This is a genomic window from Streptomyces sp. NPDC049627 (assembly GCF_044465645.1).
GTDB lineage: Bacteria > Actinomycetota > Actinomycetes > Streptomycetales > Streptomycetaceae > Streptomyces.
The window spans coordinates 436,655-455,960 of the sequence record NZ_JBITLW010000001.1 but is presented as its reverse complement, the minus strand read 5'-3'; the positions used below and the strand labels follow the sequence as shown (position 1 = coordinate 455,960).

General features: G+C 69.1%; 13 protein-coding genes. 7 read left to right on the top strand and 6 right to left on the bottom strand.

Annotated features, from left to right (window positions below):
- Positions 1–53: 53 nt before the first annotated feature.
- The 4 genes from ACIBU0_RS02095 to ACIBU0_RS02080 form a co-directional block, all read right to left on the bottom strand.
- Positions 54–1,700: a glycoside hydrolase family 27 protein gene (locus ACIBU0_RS02095; RefSeq protein ID WP_398810254.1), complete on the bottom strand. Its 1,647-nt coding sequence runs from the start codon at positions 1,698–1,700 to the stop codon at positions 54–56.
- A 90-nt stretch (positions 1,701–1,790) separates the two neighbouring features.
- Positions 1,791–3,212, bottom strand: a complete 1,422-nt coding sequence (locus ACIBU0_RS02090) for a non-reducing end alpha-L-arabinofuranosidase family hydrolase (RefSeq protein WP_398810251.1) — start codon at positions 3,210–3,212, stop codon at positions 1,791–1,793.
- Between the two features lie 99 nt (positions 3,213–3,311).
- Entirely contained in the window at positions 3,312–5,624 is a 2,313-nt protein-coding gene (locus tag ACIBU0_RS02085) for a beta-L-arabinofuranosidase domain-containing protein (RefSeq protein WP_398810248.1), read from the bottom strand.
- Between the two features lie 99 nt (positions 5,625–5,723).
- Entirely contained in the window at positions 5,724–7,775 is a 2,052-nt protein-coding gene (locus tag ACIBU0_RS02080) for a family 43 glycosylhydrolase (protein WP_398810246.1), read from the bottom strand.
- 518 nt (positions 7,776–8,293) lie between these two features.
- Between ACIBU0_RS02080 and ACIBU0_RS02075 the strand changes: the two genes are divergently transcribed.
- Positions 8,294–9,652 (top strand): glycoside hydrolase family 43 protein, encoded by a 1,359-nt coding sequence (locus ACIBU0_RS02075; RefSeq protein ID WP_398810243.1) that lies wholly within the window; start codon positions 8,294–8,296, stop codon positions 9,650–9,652.
- Between the two features lie 73 nt (positions 9,653–9,725).
- Here the strand turns inward: ACIBU0_RS02075 and ACIBU0_RS02070 are convergent, their stop codons facing one another.
- The gene (locus ACIBU0_RS02070) at positions 9,726–10,832 is read right to left on the bottom strand and encodes a ricin-type beta-trefoil lectin domain protein (RefSeq protein ID WP_398810240.1); all 1,107 of its coding nucleotides are present in this window, start codon (positions 10,830–10,832) and stop codon (positions 9,726–9,728) included.
- Between the two features lie 621 nt (positions 10,833–11,453).
- Here ACIBU0_RS02070 and ACIBU0_RS02065 point away from each other — a divergent pair.
- The 4 genes from ACIBU0_RS02065 to ACIBU0_RS02050 all read left to right on the top strand — a co-directional run bounded on the left by ACIBU0_RS02065 (position 11,454) and on the right by ACIBU0_RS02050 (position 14,278).
- Positions 11,454–12,770 (top strand): ferric reductase-like transmembrane domain-containing protein, encoded by a 1,317-nt coding sequence (locus ACIBU0_RS02065; protein WP_398810238.1) that lies wholly within the window; start codon positions 11,454–11,456, stop codon positions 12,768–12,770.
- 262 nt (positions 12,771–13,032) lie between these two features.
- Positions 13,033–13,818: an indole-3-glycerol phosphate synthase TrpC gene (gene trpC / locus ACIBU0_RS02060; RefSeq protein WP_398810235.1), complete on the top strand. Its 786-nt coding sequence runs from the start codon at positions 13,033–13,035 to the stop codon at positions 13,816–13,818.
- A complete protein-coding gene (locus tag ACIBU0_RS02055; RefSeq protein WP_398810232.1) occupies positions 13,815–13,943 on the top strand; it encodes a hypothetical protein in 129 nt (42 codons plus the stop codon). Before trpC ends, ACIBU0_RS02055 begins: the two co-directional genes overlap by 4 nt.
- A 110-nt stretch (positions 13,944–14,053) precedes the next feature.
- On the top strand, positions 14,054–14,278 hold the full coding sequence (locus ACIBU0_RS02050; RefSeq protein ID WP_398810229.1) for a hypothetical protein: 225 nt from the start codon (positions 14,054–14,056) through the stop codon (positions 14,276–14,278).
- 277 nt (positions 14,279–14,555) lie between these two features.
- Here the strand turns inward: ACIBU0_RS02050 and ACIBU0_RS02045 are convergent, their stop codons facing one another.
- Positions 14,556–15,206: a GNAT family N-acetyltransferase gene (locus ACIBU0_RS02045; protein WP_398810226.1), complete on the bottom strand. Its 651-nt coding sequence runs from the start codon at positions 15,204–15,206 to the stop codon at positions 14,556–14,558.
- A gap of 231 nt (positions 15,207–15,437) precedes the next feature.
- Here ACIBU0_RS02045 and ACIBU0_RS02040 point away from each other — a divergent pair, with 231 nt between their 5' ends.
- A complete protein-coding gene (locus ACIBU0_RS02040) occupies positions 15,438–16,448 on the top strand; it encodes a LacI family DNA-binding transcriptional regulator (protein ID WP_398810223.1) in 1,011 nt (336 codons plus the stop codon).
- A 413-nt stretch (positions 16,449–16,861) separates the two neighbouring features.
- Positions 16,862–19,294 (top strand): SpoIIE family protein phosphatase, encoded by a 2,433-nt coding sequence (locus tag ACIBU0_RS02035; protein ID WP_398810220.1) that lies wholly within the window; start codon positions 16,862–16,864, stop codon positions 19,292–19,294.
- The last annotated feature ends 12 nt before the right edge of the window (positions 19,295–19,306 follow it).

The following is a 19,306-nucleotide window of genomic DNA, read 5'->3' as shown; positions in this document are numbered from 1 at the left end:
GCGGGGACTGCCCTCTTCCGATCGGACATCTGCTTGTGCGGCGGGGTGGCGGTTTACGGGAGCGTGGTCCACTTCTGGTTGTTCTGGCCGTTGCAGGTCCACAGGACCAGCGGGGTGCCGTTGGCGGTGGCGGCGCCGTTGACGTCGAGGCACAGTCCTGCGTGGACGTTGCGGATCGATCCGTCGGCCTGCGTGGTCCACTTCTGGTTGTCCTGGCCGTTGCAGGGCCAGATGATGACCGGTGTGCCGTTGGTGGTGCCTTGGTTGGAGGCGTCCAGGCACTTGTCGCCGTAGACGCGGATCTCGCCGCCGGCCCAGGTGGTCCACATCTGGTTGGCGGCCGTGTGGCAGTCCCAGATCAGCGTCTTGGTCCCGGCCGCGGTGGAGGCGTTGTCGACGTCCAGGCAGCGGCCGGAGCCGGTGCCGCGCAGGCGGGCGGTGGTGGAGGCCAGCGGGCTGCCGCCGCTCACCTTGAACACGGCGACGCCGTGTGCGGGGACGCTGGCCGATATCTGGCCGGAGGTGGTCGATGTGCCGCCGGTCCACAGGTCGGTGAGGGTGAACGAGCCGCCGGACAGGCCGACTTGCGCGGCCGTGGTGGTGATGGTCGCGGTTCCGCTTCCGCGGTTGAACAGGCCGACGGCGACGGAGCCGTCGGACAGGGGTTTGGCGAATATTTCGGTGCTGCCGTCGTCGCGGACCCGGCGTCCGCCCGCGCCGAGGGTGTCCTGGTTGACCGCGAGGAGGCGTGGGTTGCGCAGGATGGCGCTCACGTCGGGGGACATGGTGCGGATGTCGTTGCCGGCCATGAGCGGGGCACTCATCAGCGACCACAGGGCGAAGTGGGAACGGGACTCGGTCAGGGACAGGCCGGGGCGGCCGACGACCAGCATGTCCGGGTCGTTCCAGTGTCCCGGACCCGACTGAGCCGCCAGGGGGGCGGTGACGTCGAGGACGTTGCCCACACCCATGGGGTAGCTGTTGGTGTTGTTGTTCTGCCAGATGTCGAGCAGGTCCTCGGTCGTCCGCCACAGGTCGGCGACCTCACCCCAGTTGTACTTGTCGCCCGTGATCGCGTGGAAGCTGTTCGGGTTGATGCTGTAGACGATCGGCCGCCCGGTGGCGCGCAGGGCATCACGCATGATGGTGAACTGTGCGATCTGCTCGTCACGGGTGCCGCTGCCGGAGCACCAGTCGTACTTGAGGTAGTCCACGCCCCATGAGGCGAACATCTTGGCGTCCTGGGCCTCGTGGCCCTTGCTGCCCGTGGACCCGGGGTAAGTGCCCACGCCCTGCGCGCACGTCTTCTCGTTGGGCGCCTGGTAGATGCCGAACTTCAGGCCCTTGCTGTGGATGTAGTCGCCGAGCGCCTTCATCCCGCTCGGGAACTTGGTCGGGTTGGCCCGCAGGTTGCCCGCGCTGTCACGCTGCGGGTCGAACCAGCAGTCGTCGACGACGACGTACCGGTAGCCGGCATCGCGCATACCCGAGTTCACCATGGCGTCGGCGGCCTCGCGGACCTGCGCCTCGGTGATGCCGCACCCGAAACTGTTCCAGCTGTTCCAGCCCAGCGGCGGGGTCAGCGCCGGGCTGCCCGGTGCGGCCTCGGCGGTCGTGCCGGCGGAGGCCGTGACGCAGGTGGTGAGCGTCAGTGCGGTGGCTGCGAGGAGACGCAGCAGTTGTCTGTGCCTGGGAGCCATGCAGGATTCCTTCCTGGGAGACAGAGCGAGAGCCGCCTGTGACCGTGCCGGGCAGGCACGGTCACAGGCTTCTGGTCGGGTGCGCGCGGGTCAGCGCTGCAGGGTGAGGACGCCCGGCCGCCAGGGCAGCTCGTTGTAGGGCATGCCCGGCGTGACGGAGGCGGGGGACAGCCCCTGGTACAGGAACTGCAGGTTGCAGGGGTCGATGGTCTTGGTCTGGTCGGGGTTGTTGCGGACCAGGTCACCGTGGCTGATGTCGTTGGTCCAGGTGGCGCCGCTGTTGGCCTTGCCCGCGAAGGGGTTGGACTCGGTGGCGGCCTGTGGGGTCCACGGACCGTTCAGGCTGGAGGCGGTGAACGAGCGGAAGTAGCGCCCGTTCGCGCCGATCGCCTCGACGATCATGAGGTACTGGTCCTGGCCCTGGACCTTGTAGACCTCCGGTGCCTCGAACAGCTTCTCCCTCGTGTCGCTCATGACCGTCGTGTACGACGAGCCGAAGCTGCCCGGGAAGTTCTCGATCGGCATGGTCGCCTGGTAGATGTTGCCGTTGTCACCGGCGAAGAACATGTACATGGTCTTGTCGTCGGCGATCAGGGTCTGGTCGAGCGGGCCGCCGTTGGGGATGCTGCCGGTGAACAGCGGCTGGGGCGCGGACCAGCTGTTGGGGTTGGTGGGGTCGCTGGAGGTGCGGTAGATGAAGGGCGAGGCACCCCACTGGGAGGCCAGCACCCAGATGTTCTTCGGCGCGAAGTAGAACAGCGTGGGCGCAACCGCGGACTGGCTCATCCCGGTCTGGCCGGCCGACGCCATGTCCGACCAGTTGGTGAAGGGACTGAACGCCATCGAGCCGTACGACGTCCCTCCCGACACGTTCGAGCCGTAGACCAGGTGCTTGCCGTTGTACGTCACGTTGGTGAAGTCCTTCACCGAGTTCCACCCGTTCGCCGGCTGCGCCAGCGCACCCGTCGACGTCCACCGGTACGTCGACGGAAGTGCACATGTGCCGCCCCCACCGGACAGGCCGGTCCACTTCTGGTTGCTGCCGCCGTTGCAGTCCCAGAGCTGCACCGCCGTGCCGTTGGCCGTAGCGGCGCCCGACACATCCAGGCACAGCCCGGACTCCACGGCGACGACCGTGCCGTCGGAATTCACCCGCCACTGCTGGTTGGTACCGCCGTTGCAGGACCAGATCACCGGCCGGGTACCGGCGGTGTTGGCGTGGCCCGGGACGTCCAGACACTTGTTGCCGTACACCGTCAGCTGGTTGCTGTCCGTCAGCGTCCACTGCTGGTTGGTCCCGCCATTGCAGTCCCAGATCTGCAGGTTCGTGCCGTCGGTCTGGCCGGCGCCCGGCACATCGAGACACCGGCCGGAGCCGACACCGCGCAAGGCGCCACTGGTGGCCGCCTGAGCCGGGTTGGCGACGAGCATCGCCGCCAACGCGACCAGGGCCGCGACTGCGGCGGCGAGCACCACGGACAGACGTCTGCGACTGAAACCTAAGCTGCGCATGGGGATCTCGCAATCCTGTGTGTTCGGTGGACCGATGGATGATCGAAGTGCCGAGCGAACGGGAGGGCGGAGAACGGCCAAGTTCAGCGACAGACCGACCTAGTTCACCAAGATGCGCCAACGGTTGTCGGCGGTGCCGTTGTCCGAGTCCTGGACCGCGAACGCGCCGACGGCGGTGGAGTTGTTCGCGATGGCGAGCAACTTGCCGCTGTTCTCGTTGCGGATCTTGTAGGTGCCGTCTCCCTGGTCGAGCAGTGTCCATCGGTGGTCGGCGGTGCCGTTGTCCGACCACTGCAGGACGGTCGCGCCGTCCGTCGTGGCCATGTCCAGGACGCCGAGGACCTTGCCGCTGTTGGCGTTGCGGAAGCGGACCTTGTTTCCGTCGGTGATCATTTGCCAGTTGTGGTCGGCGGTGCCCGAGTCGTTCCACTGCAGGGCGCGGCCACCGTCGGCCGTGGACATGTTCTGGATGCCCAGCACGAGACCGCTGCCCACGTTGGCGAGGCGGACGGTGTTGCCGGTGGTGTTCCAGTAGACGGTGTAGTTGTGGCCGTGCGCGTCGTGGAACGGGCCCAGGTTGACGGTGGAGCCGTTGGCGGTGGCGGTGAAGGCGAGCGAAGTGTTGCTGGTCCGTTTGATGGAGGACGTGTTCAGCGTCGGGAGGGAACTGAGCGTCGTGTCGCCGTAGTTGCCGGACAGGACCACGGGGCCGTAGGTGATCGCGGCGACGTTCGCGTTGTCGTTGGCCGGTCGTATGCCGATCCGCATGGGCAGGCGGACGGTGACGGTGTCGCCGGAGGTCCACGAGCGGCTCAGGGTGGCGTAGCTGCCGGGGGTGGTGGTGATGTTCTGCGGCGTGCCGTTGACGCTGATCGTGGCCCCGGTGGTCCAGCTCGGGATACGGATGCGCATCGCCCAGGTTCCGCCGACGCTGCCGGTGACCTGCAGGGTCGTGGTGTCGCTGACGGGGTATGTCGTCGTCTGGGTGACGGTGATGCCGCGCTCCGACCAGTTGAGCACCGAGGGCACAAACATGTTCACGATCAGCGTGTTGTCACTGTGGAAGTAGACGGAGTCCATCAGCCTGGTGTGCATCTCCAGGCCCGTGCCCTGGCAGCACCAGAAGGTGCCGTAGTCGGTGCTCCAGGTGCCGCCGCCCCAGGCCGGGCCCACACCTCGTCGGCCTCCCGGGTTGAGTGAGGTGAAGTAGGTGACGTGGCCGTGGTTGTCGGCCGGGTTCTGCTGGCCGATCATCTGGTTCAGCCACGCCCGCTCGTAGTAGTCGAACAGCGCGGCCCGGTTCGGATCCAGCGCGAACAACTCCCGCGTGAGAGAGAGCATGTTGAAGGTGTTGCAGCTTTCGCACGTGTCCTTGTTCAGGTAGGCGGCGATGGCGTTCGGGGCGCGGAAGTGCTCCGCCTGGCTGTTGCCGCCGATGGCGTAGGTGTGCGCGTTGACGGTGATGTTCCAGGCGTTGGTGGCGATGTCCCGGTAGCGGGTGGTGCCGGTGGCCTTGTACTCCCGGGCCGCCCCGATCCACTTGGGCACCTGGGTGTTGGCGTGGATTCCGTTGAGCTGGTCCTGGTTGGCCGCCAGCGGGTCGAACACCGCGGCGTGGTCGAACCGCTGGGCGGCGGTGAGCCACCGCGCGTCGCCTGTCTGCTGGTAGAGATCGGTGAGCACGGTGTTCATGCCGCCGAACTCCGTTCCCAGCATGGTCTGCATCTGCTGGCTGGTCAGCCGGCCGGTGCGCCAGTCCACCCATCCCGCCAGGGCGAGCAGCACGTCCCGGGCTTGTGTGCTGCCGATGTGGCGCCATACGTCCAGCAGGCCGGCGAGGGTCTTGTGGATGGTGTAGTACGGCACGTTGCCGTTGGTCAGGGTCCGCTGTTCGAGAGCGGTGAAGTCGGACTCGGGATAGCCGGAGAGGTACCCGGCGCTGAAACCGGCGGCGCTGTTGTTGGCCTGGCATTTGGCCAGCTCCGCGACCATGTAGGTGGCCTTGTCCCGGCAGGTGGTGTCCCCGGTGACGGCGTACAGCTGTGCCCATGCCGTGAGGACGTGCCCTTGGACGTGGGTGCGGAAGGGGAAGTCTGGTGCGTCCCAGCCGCCGGTGGCGGCCGCGCCGTTGGTGGACAGCTTGTGGTTGGCGCGGAAGTTGTACAGCAGCCGGTCGACATCGACGAACCGCAGGTAGTTCTGCGTACGGTTCTGGTTGTCCAGCCACCGGCTTGCGGTGAGCCGTACCTGGCCGAGCTCGAAGGGATGCGCCAAGACCCCGATGTCGGCCCTCGCGGGAGGAACGGCCGCCGCGTGAGCGGGAGATGCCCCGACGAAGGATCCGGTGGCAGAGGCGACGACGGTGGCCCCGGCTGCCTGCAGGAGACGCCGTCTGCTGACGAAGGAAGACATCTTGCACCTTTCGGTGACGAGAGAGCGATTGCTTGGTCGGTGGTGTGTCGGCTCACACGTTCTGCGGTCGGGTGCAGCCGTCACGGGGCTTGTGCGGCCCTAGTTGGTGACGCGGTGGAAGGTCCAGCGCTGGTTGGAGCTGCCCACGTCGCGGTACTGGATCAGCGCGACACCGTCGGCCGTGCTGCCTCCCTTGACGTCGAGCACCTTGCCGCTGTTGCGATTGACCAGGACGAACTCGCCGCCGGTCTGCGGGCGAAGCTGCCACTGCTGGCTCGTGCGGCCGTCGGCGGTCATCTGCACGACCGCCGCGCCGTCCGCCGTGGAGGACCCCGCCACGTCGAGCACCTTGCCGCTGCGGACGCAGGTGATGGTGTGGTAGCCGTCCCCGGTGGACTGGAAGGCCCAGTGCTGGTTCGACGCGTCGGTGTCGGGCCACTGGATCACGGCGGCGCCGTCCGCGCTCGACGCACGGTAGACGTCGGCGACCTTGCCGCTGCGCACGCTGACGCACTTGTAGGCCTTGGCGGACGCGATGGTGTACTGCACCGAGTCGACGTCGACGTGGCCGGTGCCGTTCGGGTTGTAGGTGTAGAGGCCGATCCGGTCGCCGCGGTATCCGCCCCAGGTGAGCTGGTAGGTGCCGCCGACCTGGGTGAACGTGCTCCCGTCGAGGCTGTAGGAGAACCGGCTGACTCCGTTGACGTCCCAAGTGGTGCGCAGCCACACGGCGTTCTGTGTGATCGCCGGACCGTAGGTCAGAGTGCCGCCCGTGTTGTGCGCGATCGTGGTGGTGGTCCCCGAGCGCCGGACACCCAACCCCGCGTAGGTGGCGGCGTAGTGGCACAGTCCGGCGTGCTGGCCGTCGGCGAGGCCGGCGAGTTCGAGGCGGACGGTCACCGTCGCGTCGCCGGCCGTGCGCAGCACCCGTTGGGTGAGGGTGTTCCCCACCTTGGTCAGGTTGTTCGCCACCAGCGGGGCGAACGCCTTCAGCCGCAGGTAGCCGGGGCGTTCGGTCAGCGACCAGCGGTCGGCGCGCGGCTGGTAGTACCACTCCCACTGCGGCTTGAGGCGGGTGTCGGTGAACAGGTCGCCGGTCACCACGGCGGGCAGCGCGTCGACCGGCATACCGGGCGTGCCGCCGGCGGGCACCCGGCCGGTCCACACCATGCCGCCTATGCCGTCCGTGCCCACCGCGCCCAGGATCGGCCAGCCGTCCACCCAGGTCACCGGCAGCAGGGACAGCACGCGCCCCTCCCAGTCGCCGTGGCCGTGGTGGGTCACGAAGTACCAGGTGCCGTCCGGAGTCTGCACCAGCCCGCCCTGGTTGGGCTCGCGGTCCGCCGAGGTGTTGACGTGCATCAACTGCTTGTTCTCGAACGGGCCGTAGAGGCTGGAGCCGCGGTTCATCATCAGCACTCGGCCCTCGGACTTCACCTCGCTGTACAGGTAGTAGTAGAGACCGTTGATCTTGTACAGCTTGTTGGCCTCGCTGCCCGGCGACTGGTGGATGACCGTGGGCGAGCCGACCAGCGACTTCCCGTCCTCGGACAGCTTGAACAGGTTGATCTTGTAGCCGTCCGAGTAGTGCGTGGTGACCAGGTAGCCCTGGCCGTCGTCGTCCCAGAAGGGGCACGGGTCGTCCCAGCCGGAGGTCCGCCACACCGCGGTCAGCGGGTCCCAGGGCCCGGCCGGCGACGGGGCCGACGTCATGAAGAAGCCTTCGTCGGGGGTGTTGAAGTACACCCAGTACCGCCCCGCGTGGTAGCGGATGGCGCCGGCCCACACGCCGCGGCCGTAGCGGTTCATACGGTCCCAGTTCAGCTCCGGTCCGATCCGGGTGACATCGCCGACCGCGCCGCCCAGCGTGCGCCAGTTGACCAGGTCCTTGGAGTGCAGGACGGCCATGCCGGGCGAGTATCCGAACGTGCTGGTGATGCCGTAATAGTCGGAACCGACCCGGATGCAGTCCCAGTCGCTGAAGTCGCCCGGGACGATCGGGTTGACGTAGGTCCCGTCACCCTGATCGCCCCACGTGCCGGCCGGAGGTACGGCCGCCGCCGCCCTGCTCGTCGGCAGCAGGCCCGGCAACACGAGCGCCCCAGCGCCGACCGCGGCGAGCCGGCCGAGCTGTCGTCTGGTGATGTCCAAGGACCGTCCTTTGTCAGAAGTCATCGCATCGAGGGGCGGTTTTCCGACGGGAAATACCGCCTCGCACAGATACCGGGACGGCCCGGAAAGCGCCCTCCACGGCCAAGCGGGGCCGGCGCCTTCCTCCGTGACCCATCGGTAACGTCGGTAATGGTGTTGTTGCTGATGCCGAGACAGCGGTTCGACTGCGGTGAAAGCGCGCGGTTCGGGGCATGGGGGGGCTCCTTCCGGAGGCGGTACCGCTCCGCGAATGACCGATATTCCGAACGTGGGTCGAATTGCCGGACGGGTCGGCGCTGAACGTAAAGGGTGCCCCGTGCGGAAGTCAACGTGTGTGACGGTAGGGCTTCTGTGCTACCCGGGCGGCGCGAAATGTGCCGGAACGGAACTTGCCGGAAACGTTGACGGAACCACGGCTCAAACTTATCTTCTGCTCGAAGTTCCGCACACTGGTCGCTATTTCGAACAATCGCATCACGGCGATCGGCCAAGCGGACTGGCCGAGCCCGGAGGAAGAGTTGAACAGAACCGTAAGAACCCTGCTCGCCTTGCTGGGCCCAGTGCTGCTGGCTCTGTTGGGCGTCCCCGCCCTTCTGGGCACCGCCTCCGCCGCCGCCCCGCCGGCCGGGCAGGCCACGCGCTACACGATGACGGCGTTCACCAACAGCAGTGAGTCCAACCTGTACGTGTACGACTCGCCGGACGCCACCGGATTCACCCTGCAGAAGGGCCCCGCCTACACCCCGCCGTCCGGACTGATCCGGGACCCCAGCATCTTCAAGCACACCGACGGCTTCTACTACCTCACCTACACCACCAACTGGACCGGGAACACGATCGGTTTCGCCCGGAGCGCCGACCGGGTGAACTGGACGTTCCTGTACAACTACACGATCCCGATCAGCGGGCTGACCCGTACCTGGGCGCCCGAGTGGTTCATCGACACCGACGGCAGCGTCAACATCGTCGTCTCCCTGACGACGGCGAGCACCGCCACCAACTTCACCCCCTACAAGCTCACGGCGACCAACTCCGCTCTGACCACCTGGTCCGCGCCCACCCAGCTGTCCGGCATCGGTCCGAACAACATCGACACCTTCATCGTCAAGGTCGGCTCCACCTACCACGCGTTCACCAAGAACGAGACGACGAAGTACATCGAGTACGCCACCGCCTCCAGCCTCACCGGCCCCTACACCATCCGGAAGACGGGCGACTGGGCCGGATTCGGCAGCTGGGTCGAGGGCCCGGCCCTGGTCCAGCTCGACAACGGCGGCTGGCGCATCTACTACGACGGCTACCGCGCCGGGAAGTACTGGTACAGCGACAGCTACGACAACTTCGCCACCTGGTCCACGCCCACCGAGGTGCCCGGCCTTTCCGGCTTCATCCGCCACGCCACCGTGCTGAAGGAGACGGTCTCCGGCGGTGTCACCCTGCCCACCAACACCACCAGGTCGCTGCGGTCGGTCAACTACCCCGACCGGTACGCCTTGGTGCGCTCCGACAGCCTCGGCTACATCGACCCGGTGAGCACCTCCAGCAGCACCGCCGTCAAGCAGAGCGCCACCTTCACCGTCGTACCCGGCCTCGCCGACGCCAACTGCTACTCCTTCCGTGACTCCTCCGGCCGCTATATGCGCCACTGGGACTTCCGGATCCGCTTCGACAGCAGCAACGGCACCGACACCTTCAAGAAGGACGCCACCTACTGCGCCCGCCCGGGCACGGCCTCCGGTTCCGTCCGCCTGGAGTCGTACAACTACCCCGGCCGCTATGTCCGCCACTACAACTACGCACTGCGCGTGGACCCCTACCAGGACACCGACACGTTCCGCGCCGACAGCTCCTTCACGGTGGTCAGCCCCTGGGCCTGACCTGTCCGACCCAGCCGCTTGCACGTTCTCCCGGGATCCGAGCCAGGAGAGGCCCAGATCCCGGGAGCCGGTGTCATCCGGCGGTCAGAGTGGTCCACTTCTGGTTGGAGCCGCCGTTGCAGTCCCACAGCACGAGCTGGGTGCCGTCGGTCGTGGAGGAGCCCGGAACGTCGAGGCAGCGGCCGGAGGCGGGGTTGCGGTAGCCGCCGTTGTAGGGCTGCCAGACCTGGTTGGCGCCGCCGTGGCAGGCCCAGGTCTGCACCTTGGTGCCGTTGGCGGTGGCCCCGCCGGCGGCGTCGAGGCACTTGCCCATGGAACGCAGGGTGCCGTCGGTGTAGGCGGACCAGTACTGGTTGGCACTGTCTCCGCAGCTCCAGGTCTGGACGGCGGTCCCGTCGGCGGTGCCGGCGCCGTTGACGTCCATGCACTTGCCGGCGATGCCGGACTGCACGCGGGCGGGGGCGGGGGCGGGGTTCTTCAGCCACCCGGCGCTGTCCGCGGACTGGACACCACGGCGGAAGGCGTCGGCCATCTTCTGGTAGCCCGAGTCGTTGGGATGCAGGGGGTCGGCCAGGTCGGCCGTGGTCAGACTGCTCATGTCGACGAATGCGACGTGCTTGCCCGCGGCCTGTGCGTCGCTGACGATTTGCCGGGTGGCCTGGTTGTACGTGCCCCGGAACCGCTCCTCCGAGCTGCTGGTGGACACGACCAGGGAGGCGACGAGGACGGTTGCGTCAGGGACGTCGGCGGTGATCTGGTTGACCAGCGACCTCAGCCGGGCGATGGCGCTGTCGACCTCGGAGGCTCCTTGGAGGTCGTTGGTGCCGATGTGCAGCGTCACGACGTTGGGCCGGTAGCGGGTCAGCGAGGCGTCGGCGAGAGCGGCGATCTGGTCGATGCGGTACCCGGAGTGGCCTTCGTTGTCGGGATCGGCCATCGAACCGTTCCGCACCGTGCCCACGAAGTCCAGCGGATGGCCGTCCGCCGCGAGCTGGTTCCACAGCGGCCCGCGGTAGCCGTTGCCCGTACTGCTTCCGACGCCCCAGGTTATCGAGTCGCCCAACGGCATGACCCGCAAGGGCGTGGTGGGGGCGGCGGAGGCAGGGGTCACACCTGCCGCCGTCACCCCGAGTGCGACAGCGGCGAGCGTGATCAGGGGCTGAGCCCAAGGCTTTCTCATGCAGCGTCCTCTTCTGCGAGTGAGTGCTGAATCAGGGGGGATCGCCGTTCGTGCCAGCAGCTCGGCCGCAACGCCTTCCCTTCGGCGTCGGCGGCCGCCTGACGTACTGGCAGAACGGGTTGGGGGGTGGGGGGAGCGCATACCGAGCGGGTCGGCCCTAACCCGCCTCGCAAGCGCATCCGTATAGATACCACGATCCCGCCGGTAACATCCCATGAATGTAGAGGAATTTGAGACCGGTGGCGCAGGGGCGAATGCTGCGAGGGTTGCTGCCAAGTGCCCCTGGATGGTCGCCTGTTCGCCGCAGCGCCTCTGGCCGGCGTTGGCTCTTGAACATCCCATGTCTGGTTGCTGGTGTGCAGTCCGTCGATCACACCCCACCGAGCCGGGCCCCACGAAGAACGATCACGGCATGTGTGCCTCAACAGCCCCGTGACGGCTTGTGGTTAACGCCTTAATCACTCAACCTACCGACCGACGGCCGCCGGATGAGGTACTGATACCGCTCGACCAGCGGGCCGTATCAGGTGAAGACGCCGGGGTCATCGCGACCTCGCGGGTACCGGGCGCGACTGCGTCACATGAACAAGAGGGGAAGCGGTGGAGGCGACGATTTCACAGGTGCGGCAAAGCACCATACCTCCGGTCGTTGCGGCGCGGTGGGCGCTGTGGACGTTTGTCATCGTCAACTTGGTGATCGTCGAGGTCTTGTTCCTCGACGCCGGGACCGGCCAGAACGGAGTGCTCACGGTCGCCAAGTTCTTCGGCCTGCACGCCGCCGTGCTGATCCTGTTCCAGCTGCTGTTGGTGGCCCGGCTGCCGTGGCTCGACCGCCGTATCGGCATGGACCGGTTGACGCTGTGGCACAGATGGGTCGGCTTCACCCTGCTGTGGACCATCCTCACCCATGCCGTGCTGGTGGTGCTGGGCTTCGCGAGGCTCGATGACGCGTCGATGACGAAGACTTTCTTCGCGCTGGCCGGAGTGCCGGCCTCCCTGCTCGGGATGCTGGCCGCGGCGATCGTCGTCGTGGTCGCCGCGGTCTCCGCCCGGTATGTGAGACAGCGGCTGCGGTACGAGACCTGGCACGGCCTGCACCTGCTGCTGTACCTGGCGTTGGGGCTGGCGTTCGTCCACCAACTGCAGGAGACCACGACCTTCAGCTCTTCCGCGTTCGCGAAGATCTACTGGTGGGCCCTGTGGCTGTTCGCGTTCGGCGCCCTGATCACGGGCCGGATCGTCGTGCCTCTGTGGCGCAACGCCTATCACCGATTCCGGGTCGCGGAGGTGGTGGCGGAGTCGGACGACGTGGTGTCGGTGCGCGTCACCGGCCGCCACCTCGACAGGCTGCCCGCCAGGGCCGGCCAGTTCTGCATCTGGCGGTTCCCCGGACACAACCACTGGTGGCTGGCGAATCCGTTCTCGCTGTCGGCGGCACCCGACGGCCGTACGTTGCGTCTGACCGCCAAGGCGGTCGGCAGCACCAGCGCCGGCCTGCGGCATGTCCCGGTCGGGAGCCGCGCGTTCGTCGAGGGGCCGTACGGGGCGTTCACCTCGGTGCATCGAACGCGGCCCGGCGCACTGCTGATCGCCGGAGGAGTGGGGATCACGCCGGTTCGGGCCCTGCTGGAGGAGGAACCGGACGGTGACGTCGTCGTGCTCTACCGGGTGCGCAGCGAGAAGGACGCCGTGCTGATCGACGAGGTGCGGGACCTGGTCGCGGACCGCGGTGGGCGGCTGCACCTGCTCACCGGCCGCACGGGGGAGGGGTGCACGCCGTTCGAGGCGGACGGTCTGCGTGCCCTGGTTCCCGACATCACCGAACGCGACGTGTACGTCTGCGGCCCGCCCGCGATGACCTCGGCCGTGCTCAGCTCCCTGCGCAGCCTGAAGGTTCCCCACCGGCAGGTGCACGCCGAGCGGTTCGGCCTGGCCTGAGCCCCGACCGCGGCGGTATCGGGTGGCACCCGGCGACCACGGCCGTCGGCCGTGGTCGCCGGCCCTGGGATCACGACGCTTCACGGATCATCCCCCGCGAGTTCCACTTGCGCGCCCCCGTGGCAGGCCGGGGGCGCACGCCATGATCGATCCGCATAGCCTTCTTCTGAGTACGCCTTGGGCGTGAGGGGCGTAGGTGATGCACGGCCTCACTCGAACCGAGGGCGTCCGCAGCGGCAGATGATTGGACAGGGAGACGACAATGAGCGTTCTTGACGGGATCCTCGCGGGAGTTCGCGAGGACTTGGAGGAGCGTAAGCGTGTGACGCCGTTGGCAGAGCTGCGCTCCCGGGCGGCGGACGCGGCACCCGCGATCGACCCGCTGCCCTCGTTCCGCGCGCCAGGGGTGTCCATCATCGCCGAGGTGAAGCGGAAGAGCCCCAGCAAGGGCGCACTGGCCGACATCCCCGACCCCGCATCCCTCGCGGCACAGTACGCGGCCGGCGGCGCCGCTGCGATCAGCGTGCTCACCGAGGGCAGGCGTTTCGGGGGCTCCCTCGCCGATCTGGACGCCGTGCGCGCCCAGGTCGACGTGCCCGTCCTGCGCAAGGACTTCATCGTCGACCCCTATCAGCTGTGGGAGGCCCGCGCGCACGGCGCCGATCTCGCGCTTCTCATGGTCGTGTCGCTGGACGACGGTCAGCTCGCCGACCTGATCGGGCTGTGCAAGGAGTTGGGGCTCACGCCGCTCGTGGAGGCCCACACGGCCGACGAAGTGCGGCGCGCCGCCGCCGCAGGAGCGGAGCTCCTCGGCATCAACGCGCGGGACCTGACCACGCTGGACGTGGATCGCAAGGTGTTCGCCGACCTCGTGACAGACATCCCCGACGGCACGGTCAGGGTCGCGGAATCAGGAGTGGCGGGCCCGGAGGATGTCGCGGAGTACCGCGGTTGGGGAGCCGACGTCGTACTGGTCGGCGAGGCACTGGTCCGCTCGGGGGACCCGCGCAGCGCCGTTCGACAGTTCATCGAGGCCGCCGGAGCATGACGGCGGACGACTCGGCGGACGGCATGCCCGGGCAGGCCAGGGAGAAGGTCCTGGCCCTCGGCCCGGCGCTGATCGTGCCGGGACACGGGGCGCCGTTCGTGCCGTCGGCGTCGACGCCTGTCTAGCCTGCCGCATACCTTCGTCGCTCAGCCATGGACCATCTGCCGACACCGCGCCGCCCTCCCCCTTCCCACACTGGTACCGGTGCAGCGGGACCAAGGGGGAGGAGAGCGCAGTGAGCATCAGCCTGGCTCGTTTCCTGGCCATGGCTTCGGCGGCGGCCGACGCCCTGATGCTGCCGACGACCAGGGCCGCGGCGATGATCCGGATCGCCCACGGGACACGGACGCCACCGCGCCGCGACCTGACCTGTCGCAGCGTCGTCCACGAAGGCGGCGAAGGCGACACCCCTGACACCGGCTGGAGCGCCGAGGCCGCTGAGCGCGGGCGCAACGCGTAGCTGGAGCCGACCCTCGGCGATGTACCGGAGCGGGGGATCCTCATCCTCGACCACCTCGCCGAGACCGGGCGCTTCGCCGAGCGGCTCCGACGCCGGGGCGCCGACGTGCACTTCAGCGGGGGCCGCGAGTTTCTGCTCTTCTGTCTCAGGCGCCTCCTGCGACCCCGAAAGCCGCTGTCCGTCCAGGAGTTCGGCAGCTGCACCTTCGAGAGCGCACCCCCACGGGCGGGATGGGCTGGAGCGTGGTGGACCGACGCCCTCGTGACACCCCGTGGTCTCAGCTCCGCACGGCGCCGGTGAGGGGGGCGAGTACGCGCCAATCCGCCGCCTCGTACAGAGCCTGTCCCTCCGGCGTCGCGGCCAGCACACCTGTCGTGGCGCCCGCTCCGGCGGCGACGGCGACGAGCGTCCGCATCACCAGGCGTCCCAGACCGCGGCGCTGATGAGCCGGGTCGGTCTCGACCTGGTCGACGACGGCGGTGGCACCGGTGACGACGATCTGACCACGCGCGGCGAAGGCTCCGTCGGGCGTGCGGACCAGGGCGCGGGTGATACCGGCCCGGGTCCAGGTGCGCAGCCGGTAGCCGTCGGCGGTTTCGGTCGGGGCCTCGGTGCGGGCAGTGCGCAGCGGGGCGGACATCAGGAAGCCGGGTCCTCCGGCGAGCGACCAACCGGGCGCGAGCCAGGACTCGAGCGTCTCCGGTGGCACCGGTGCCTTCAGCCACACGCCGGCTGCGGTCGTGGTCTCGGTGATCTTGCGGATGGCCGCTTCGTCCGTGGTGGGCAGGACGTGACGCACGACGTGCCCCGGCAGGCCGACGTCAACGGTGAAGCCCCAGGGCTGGGGCGCGGGTTCGGCTGCTCCGCGCGAGACGGTCCAGCCATGGATCCACGCTTCCACTGCCTCGGCCACGTTCGTGAACGACACAATGCCCCCCTCGCCGGTAATAGATCAATCGCGAGTGTATCTATTACTGCGTGTCCTGATGATGTCCCGGTCGAGGACCGGCATCTCGTGACTCCTCACCCGGCGACCGGTCCCGGCCACCGTCGCCCGCCGGTACGCTGCGTGATCAAGTTCTTGGCCACAAGCGGCCACGCGGCGGTTGGAGTGCGCATGGAGAGCTCACGCGCCTGGCGGCGTCCCACACTCGGCGCCGTGGCCGCACGAGCAGGCGTGTCCACCGCCACGGTGTCGAACGCGCTCAACGGCACCGGACGGCTCGCCGAGTCGACCAGGCAGCGCGTGCTGACCGCGGCACGCGAACTCGGTTACGCCCCGGCCAGCACGGCCCGTGCCCTGGCCCGGGGCGGCACCGGAGTGCTCGGCCTGACCATGACGACGTACGGCGACCTTCCCGTCCCGTACACCGAGATCCCGTACTACGCCGGCTTGACGCTGGGCGCCATGGCGGCGGCGCACGAACGCGGCTACCTGCTGCTGGCGATGCCCAGCTCGATGTCACCGTGGATGTGGCTCAACACGCCGATGGACGGCGTCATCCACGTCGCACCGCGCGCCGACGACCCGGTGCGGGCCATCCTGCGGGACCGTGGCATACCGATGATCAGCGAAGGCAGGCCGCCCGACCCGCATCCGTGCGACGCATGGGTGGACGCCGACCACGAAGCAGGCCTGTGCCTGCTGCTCGACCACCTGACGGAGCGCGGCGCCCGGCGCATCGGGCTCTCCCTGCCTCTGCACGACGACGCGTATCCGCACCTCATCGAGCGCGCCTACCGGTCCTGGTGCGACGAACACCGCGTGCCCGCCCTCATGGAGGAGTACGCCACGCTGCCCGACTACTTCACGGCCGAACAGGACGCGGTCAGCCGGCTGCTCGACCGCGACCCGGGCCCGGACGCCGTCATCGGCGTCTACTCCGACTCCGGCCACAACATCCTCGCCGCCGCTCGGCACCACGGTCTTCGGGTACCGAGGGATCTGCTGGTGGCCTGTGTCAGCGACGATCCGGACTACGCGTCGACCACCCCGCCCGTCACCACCCTCAGCCTCCGCCCCGACCGGGTGGGCGCCGAAGCGGTCGACCTGCTGATCGCTGTCATCAACGCCTGCGGCGGAGTGGACCGGCGCCGGCTCGTGGAGCCGGTGCTGCTCCCTCGACGGTCCACACGGCGCGCGGTGCCGGGGAAGAACGGCACTCCATGACCGAGCGGCATCCGCGCCCAATCCTCGACCGCTCCGACCTGAAGGAGCGGATCATGGATCCTTCGCCGGCGAGGGCAGCCTCGCGGGCCTGGGTGAGGAAGGGCAGGACGCGGTGTATGCGACCGAGGGCCGGCTCGTGGCGCCGCGCCGCGGGGCAGCGAACCCCGCCCTGGTGCGTTCGCGCAGGGTGCGTATCCACGTCTCGCCGAAGCCGGCGGCGCCTGTGTCGTCGCCGGGTATCCGGAAGATGTACGGGTCGGCCGGAGCCGGCGTCCGCTGTCCGCATGCGCCGCCCGCGTGCGGGGTGCGGCCGCTTGAGGGGGGTGTGCGGTGGCGGGATGCTGGAGGCAGAGCCCGTGAGGGGCGACGCAGCCCCCGGCTGAGCGGCTGCCCGAACGAGGTCGGGGTGCCTCATGGACAACGAACCCGACACGACCACAGGAGAGCGGGACGCGGGAGCGCCCGAGGACTTCGCCGTCGTCATCGACGCCCGCGGAGCCGTCATGGCGTGGAGCGCGGGAGCGGGGCGCCTGCTCGGATACGGGTCCGAGGAGGTGGTCGGCCGGCCGGCCGCGTACCTGCTCGCCGCGAAGCTGCCCACCGCGCTGCGACGCCACCTGGCCGCCAGGGAGCCGTGGACGAGCGATGTGTCGCTGCGGAAACGGGACGGAGACCGTGTCAAGGTGCAGCTTCGGGGCACGCCGCTGGCGGACGCGGACGGCGGGACTCCATGGGTGGTCACCCCGGCGGCGACGACATACGCCGCCGCGCCGGCCGATACGGGGACGGCGCAGCTGTGGGACCTCACGCTCGCGCAGCTCCCGGTGCCCGTGGCCATATACGACCATGAGGCGCGGTTCGTGGCCTGCAACCAGGTGATGAGCCGTGCCATGGGGCTGACGCAGGAGGAGATGCGGGGCCTGACGCTGTGGGAGATCTATCCCGTCCCGCCTCTGGACGAGATCGACCGCCTCCAGCGGCAGGTGGTGCGCACGGGTGAGATGGTCTTCCGCGAGGAGCAGCCCTTCCGGGCCTCCGGTGAGGTCCGCGATCACGCGTGGTCGGTGTATCTGTCCCCGCTGAAGGACCGGGCGGGCACGGTGCTGGGACTGTCGGCGCTGGTGATCGACATCACCGAGCAGTACTGGGCCCGGCGCCGCCTGGCCGTGCTCAACGAGGCCGGCTCGCGCATCGGCGCCACCCTGGACGTGACCCGGACGACCGAGGAACTGGCCGAGGTGGCGGTGGACGGTTTCGCCGACTTCGTCACCGTGGACCTGCTGGAGTCGGTCGTCCAGGGCCACGAGCCGCAACCCGTACCGCCGGACACCCCGGTGCAGTGCCGTCGTACCGCGCAACGGTCGGTGCTCTCGGGCTGCCCGGAATCCGCGGTCCGGGCGGGCGATGTCGACGTCTACCCTCCCGGCTCACCCCCGGCACAGGCGCTGATCACCGGCCGGGGTGCCTACTACCGGGCGGGCGACCCGCGGCTGCGCGAGTGGTCGACGGCCTCTCCTGCCCGTGCCGAGAGCATGCGGCGGTTCAGGATCCATTCGGTGATGATGGTGCCGCTGCGCGCCCGGGGCGTCACCCTGGGCGTGATGCACCTGCTGCGGCACCGCACCGCCGACACGTTCGGCGAGGACGATCTCGTGCTCGCCGAGGAGATCGCCGCCAGGGCCGCGGTCAGCATCGACAACGCCCGCCGCTACACCCGCGAGCGCCACACCGCGCTCACCCTCCAGCGCAGCCTGCTGCCCGAGCGGCTGCCACGAGCCCAGGCGGTGGACCTGGCCCACCGGTACTTGCCCGCCGGTCCGGGGGACGAGATAGGCGGCGACTGGTTCGACGTCATCGCGCTGTCCGGGGGCCGGGTCGCGCTGGTGGTGGGCGATGTCGTGGGCCACGGCGTGCACGCCTCGGCCACGATGGGCCGCCTGCGCACCGCGGTACGGACCCTCGCCGACGCCGACTTCGCGCCCGACGAGCTGCTCACCCGGCTGGACGACCTGGTCATCCGCCTGGACCGGGAGGAAGGCCCCGACACCCGAGGTCAGGCGGAGGAGGCCTCGGGAGAGGTCGGTGCCACCTGCCTCTACGCCGTCTACGACCCCGTCGCCGGCCGGTGCGACATGGCCCGGGCCGGGCACCCGCCGCCCGTGCTGGTGAACCCCGACGGCACCGTCCATGTCCTGGACCTGCCTGCCGGACCACCGCTCGGCCTGGGCGGACTGCCCTTCGAGGCCGCCCGGATCGACGTGGTCGAGGGCAGCCTGCTCGCCCTCTACACCGACGGCCTGATCGAGGCCCCGGGCCGGGACATCGACGTCGGACTGGAGCTGCTGACCGAAGCGCTGCGGCGCCCGTCCGCCGGCCTGGAGGAAGCCTGCGACGAGGTGATGCGCAAGGTACGGCCCGACCCGCCGGCCGACGACATCGTCCTGCTGCTGGCCCGCACCGCCGGTCTCGGCGCGGACCAGGTCCGCACGTGGCAGCTGCCCGTCGATCCGGCGGCCGTCGCCGGGGCCCGCCGCATGGCGAGCGAACAGCTGGCCGCCTGGGGGCTGGCCGAGCTGGAGTTCCCCACCGAGCTGATCGTCAGCGAACTGGTCACCAACGCCATCCGGTACGGCAACGCCCCGATCGAGCTGCGCCTCATCCGCTCCGACGTCCTCAGCTGCGAGGTCTCCGACGGCAGCAGCACGGCCCCGCACCTTCGGCGGGCCCGCGTCTTCGACGAGGGCGGACGCGGACTGCTGCTCGTCGCCCAGATCGCCGACCGCTGGGGCAGCCGCCACACCGCCGTCGGCAAGACGATCTGGGCCGAGCAATCACTGCCTCACTGAGCGTCCCGGCCG

Excerpts from the sequence above, each read along its gene's own strand:
- ACIBU0_RS02095 (WP_398810254.1), bottom strand. The coding sequence starts at position 1,700 with ATGGCTCCCAGGCACAGACAACTGCTGCGTCTCCTCGCAGCCACCGCA.
- ACIBU0_RS02090 (WP_398810251.1), bottom strand. The coding sequence starts at position 3,212 with ATGCGCAGCTTAGGTTTCAGTCGCAGACGTCTGTCCGTGGTGCTCGCC.
- ACIBU0_RS02085 (WP_398810248.1), bottom strand. The coding sequence starts at position 5,624 with ATGTCTTCCTTCGTCAGCAGACGGCGTCTCCTGCAGGCAGCCGGGGCC.
- ACIBU0_RS02070 (WP_398810240.1), bottom strand. The coding sequence starts at position 10,832 with ATGAGAAAGCCTTGGGCTCAGCCCCTGATCACGCTCGCCGCTGTCGCA.
- trpC (WP_398810235.1), top strand. The coding sequence starts at position 13,033 with ATGAGCGTTCTTGACGGGATCCTCGCGGGAGTTCGCGAGGACTTGGAG.
- ACIBU0_RS02055 (WP_398810232.1), top strand. The coding sequence starts at position 13,815 with ATGACGGCGGACGACTCGGCGGACGGCATGCCCGGGCAGGCCAGGGAG.
- ACIBU0_RS02035 (WP_398810220.1), top strand. The coding sequence starts at position 16,862 with ATGGACAACGAACCCGACACGACCACAGGAGAGCGGGACGCGGGAGCG.